Consider the following 4,351-nt stretch of genomic DNA (forward strand, 5'->3'; position numbering starts at 1 on the left):
CGTAGGTGGCAAGTTGATCAAGAAGTTGCTGGCCCTCGTAGCTTGTCTCATTGATTGTCAGATAGAGGTCACTTTGGTAAAAAATCTTTTTAGAGGCGTCATATTCAAATATCAGATTAACTGAGGTACTTTCATTTAATTTGTATTTGTACATATAGAACCAATCTGCAGTGCCTCTAAACATAGTAACAGCTAGATGCGCCTTTCCACCAACGATTTTATCAGAATAGGGAAAAGTCTGAAATCCTTCATCTTCCTTCCAAGGAGCTCCACTTCCGATTGTTTGAGTGTAGGACTTGACAATCATATTTCGCATTATCCCACCATTTTCGGAGTAAACAATCTCCTCCATGGGGTTTCTCAAACTCCAGTAGATCCCCAGCCAATAGAGGGCAAAAAGCAGGAAGGGGCTGAGCCAGAGAAACTGTTTTAGGTGTTTTTTCATAAGGTCTGTCCTGTCAGATAGTCATAGATTTCACGAACCGTCCCAAGGGCCATCAACTCCTGCTCTTTCACCGTTTGTTTGAGTTTTTGGTAGATGGTGCTTTCAGCGATTTCCCGTTTTTCTGCTTCTTTATTGACCTTCATGACCCCATTTTCAATGGTCACAAAGCCCAGCTCTTGGAAGATCTGGATCATTTTGACCAAGAGGATCTGCTGGATCTTGAGATAGGCTGCTAGGTCTTTCAGTTTGTAGCGGACATCAAACTCTGGGTACTGGTAGATGGTCTTATAGAGCTTGGCATACTGGTCCCTGCTACCGTAGCCTGTTAGATAGTAGGCTTTGGCGATCTCATTTTTGAAATAGACGGCCTGGAAGTCATGTTCTTGGAAAATTTGCCGTAATTCCTCTAAATCTTCAGGGATATTTCCAACCACTACAGCGGAAGTTCCTGCTAGATCTGGTAGGTCTTTGGTAAAGTCAAGAACGGGAACACCTGCGGGAAGACTGGCATTTTTAGAGCGGATATTAAAGAGCTGCACACCATCGACACGCGCATCGACCAGCATGAGTTGAAGGGTCGTTTGGCCATTCCATTGGTTGACTGACAATTGCACAGCTAGCTCTAGGTCTTGCGCCTGGGCAAACTCTGCCTCTAAGCTTCCCAATCCAAAGGCAACCACCTCAAAGGTCGCATCTTCTTGAGAAATTTTGAGTTTCAAGTGGGTATTGCCGGCTCCCATTGAGCGCGCCCCTTCTACCTTGAAATTACGGACCAGAAAGACTGGTTTTTTATTGTCCATGCCAAATGGACTTAAGCGATCAAAGCTTTTTAAGGTCTCAAGCGTTAGTTCTGTTAGATGCAGTTCCTCATCGATGGCTAGGGTGGACTTGCTGCTGAGATCAATCTCTTGTTCTGCAATGTAATCCGTAAGGGCCTGAGACAAGGCAGGGAGTTGGTCCACATCTAAGGTCATCCCTGCTGCACCGGCATGCCCGCCAAAGGCGACAAAGAGCGACCGGTGGGGATCGAGGGCATCAAAGATATTGACCGACTCAGGACTCCGAGCGCTTCCTTTAGCACGCCCATCTTCGATGCTTAAAACAATTACTGGCTGATGAAGCTCTTCTAATAGACGGCCAGCTACAATACCAAGGATCCCTGGATTCCAGCCTTCCTTGGCCAAGACCTGGGCGGATAAGCTCGGATCGACCATGGTTTTAGCTTCGTCATAGATGGCTTGGACAATCTCTTTTCGTTCTTCATTCTTTTGATGAATCATGAGGGCAATCTCGTGCGCCTCTTCATCGTCAAATCCTGTCAGGAGTTCAATGGCCGGATTGGGATCATCGAGGCGGCCAAGGGCATTGAGACGAGGAGCAATCTGAAAACCAACCGTTTCTTCATTGACATCCTCCGGACGAATCCCTGCGATCTCCAAGAGTTCCTGCAAGCCCATGCGCTGGGTATGTTGGAGAACACCCAGACCATATTTGACTAGAATCCGATTCTCATCTGTCAGGCTGACCATATCAGCAATGGTCCCAATTGCTACCAGGTCTAAGAGATCGACTGGTACTTCCTCTAAGAGGGCACAGGCCAACTTAAAGGCCACACCACATCCTGCTAGATAATGGAAGGGATAATCCGCATCTGGATGCTCCGGATGAATGATCGCATATGTATCCGGTAAAACCTCTGGCATAGAGTGGTGGTCGGTCACGATGACATCGACTCCCATGGCCTGAGCCATAGCGATGGCCTGATTGCCCGCCACCCCATTGTCCACCGTAATAATCAAGGAAATACCTTGTTGCTCGATAAAGTATTTGTAGACACTCTCATTGGGACCGTAGCCGTCTGTAAAGCGGTTAGGTAGGTAGACTTGCACCTCTGCTCCCATCTGCTCCAAGGTTTCCTTCATAATGGAGGCTGAGGTCATCCCGTCCGCATCATAGTCTCCGTAGATGAGGATCTGCTCATAATCTTCGATGGCCCGTCGGATGCGCTCCACTGCCTTGTCCATATCATGGAGCAAATAAGGGTCATGTAGCTTCTCCAGCTTGGGTTCTAAAAAGTCTTCTAAATCCTCTTTGGTCTGAATACCACGCTCATACAGCAAGGTTGCTACAGATGCTTCTAGGCCTGCTTTTTTGGCAAGGGCTAAAAAGGCCTCATCTGCACTTGGCGAAGCTAACTGCCAATCGTATTTTGAAGTGATCATCTAGCTTTTGGTCTCCTCTTTTTCTTATCTGAATATTATATCATGAAAGCCGGAAATGGCGGGAAATAAAAGGTCAGGTAGTGGTTGGAACAAAATGAACAATTTCCTCTGTTTTTGTTGCATTTAGCTTGACTTGTGTCTATAAAAGCATATAATTATAGTTGTGATGATTGTGATCTAAATAGCTGATGGGATCGGTCCCTGTTCGCTATTAGGTGATTTATTATCATTACTAATACTATACTTGTGATAACCCTGTGTTTTTGATCGAAACAGTCAAGGTTAGTGGGGAAGTTTTGTATCTTGTTAGGCCCATGTAAGGTTCTTTCAAGATGAATATGGTAGTGGAAGAAAATTTTTGAACTGTTGAAAATAATCTACTCTACTACTGATAATATAGAACAAATAACTGATTTACAGAGCAAAATCAGAAATTTTTACTGCTAAACGATCGCACATATATTTATCACTATGTGAAAAAATAAGGGGGACTTTACAAGAAAAAAATTGGAGGATCAATGAAAAAGTTATTTTTTGCTGTTGTTTCTGTGTTTGCGGTCCTAGCACTTTTAGTTTCTATTGGTGCATATAGTACCCAAGCAAAAGAATTAACCAGCCAAGTGAAGATTTCCCAAGTGAAAACTGAAGGCGAAAAGATTTCATATCACTGGGAAATTGATTCAGGTGTGGAAGTCGGAGATACATTCAAGATTTCTATGCCAGAGGACGTTAAGTTTGCTTCTTCTGCTTTTAGCTCAATGAAAAACGCTAGTGGCGAAGAAATTGCAACCGGTAAAGTATCAGATGATGGTAAGACTCTGACTATTACCTTCGTAAAAGGAGGAAATAAAGGAGCTGAAGGAAACGTATCATTCTGGTACAAATGGGATGGAGATAATACCACTGGTAAAGACCAAGAACGTACCATTAAAATCGGTTCAGAATCTACAATCGTGAAACGTTCTGGACAAGGTCCAGTTCCAGTCCTACTTCCAATCAAGAAGTATAACTCTGGAGGAACTGACCACACAAATCTCCAACATGCTCAAAAAATTTGGGGACCTACAGGAGTTCCAGACTGGAGAGATACTCTTACAGTAACTGATGCAAATACTGATGGTTTCCTAACTTGGCACATCTCAGTAAACAATGCTGTTGACAAGAAAGAAGCTGCATCAAGCATCGTCTTTACTGACCAAATGCCTAACCTTCCAGCACTTGACTATAGCCGTATTACTTCTGCTAAAGGTCAAGATGTTTCTCAATACTTCAAAGCTGGAAGCTACCTTCCAGCATCATTTGACTTGAGAGTCAATGGTAAAACTCTAGTTGTCAACGGATTACCAATGTCTGGTCTTGCATTAGAACCATACATTGAGTGGACAGCTCGCGGATTTAAACTTGATTTGACTAAGGTCAGCGACCAATTTAAAGTTGAATCTACAGACGAAATTACCCTATCATACCAAACACTTCTACAACATGCTGATCAAATCAAGAGCGTAACAAACGTTGCTTCTCTAACAAGCGATCAACACAAAACAGCTGTAACCAAAGAAAATACTTGGGTTAACAAAGCAGCTTCAGCAGATGCACAAGTCTTCAATAGTGATGTAACAACTACAACAACCACTACGACTACTACAACTACTACTACGACTCAAGAGCCTACAACCACAACTAC

Annotated in this window: 3 protein-coding genes; 1 reads left to right on the forward strand and 2 read right to left on the reverse strand. The window is 43.6% G+C overall.

Translation table 11 applies throughout. The features are described 5' to 3' along the window. Together HMPREF2686_RS03015 and recJ are read right to left on the reverse strand one after the other, a co-directional pair. The coding region (locus tag HMPREF2686_RS03015; RefSeq protein ID WP_148130194.1) for a TipC family immunity protein at nucleotides 1-445 on the reverse strand (445 nt) is incomplete at its 3' end. Next, nucleotides 442-2,667, reverse strand: a complete 2,226-nt coding sequence (recJ, locus tag HMPREF2686_RS03020) for a single-stranded-DNA-specific exonuclease RecJ (RefSeq protein WP_049506644.1) — start codon at nucleotides 2,665-2,667, stop codon at nucleotides 442-444. The genes recJ and HMPREF2686_RS03015, both read right to left, overlap by 4 nt. A 518-nt stretch (nucleotides 2,668-3,185) precedes the next feature. On the opposite strand from recJ, the gene HMPREF2686_RS03025 reads away from it, so the two are divergent. After that, on the forward strand, nucleotides 3,186-4,351 hold a 1,166-nt coding region (locus tag HMPREF2686_RS03025), incomplete at its 3' end, for an Ig-like domain-containing protein (protein ID WP_186822857.1).

It is taken from the genome of Streptococcus sp. HMSC057G03 (assembly GCF_001808745.1).
Lineage (GTDB): Bacteria > Bacillota > Bacilli > Lactobacillales > Streptococcaceae > Streptococcus > Streptococcus parasanguinis_Z.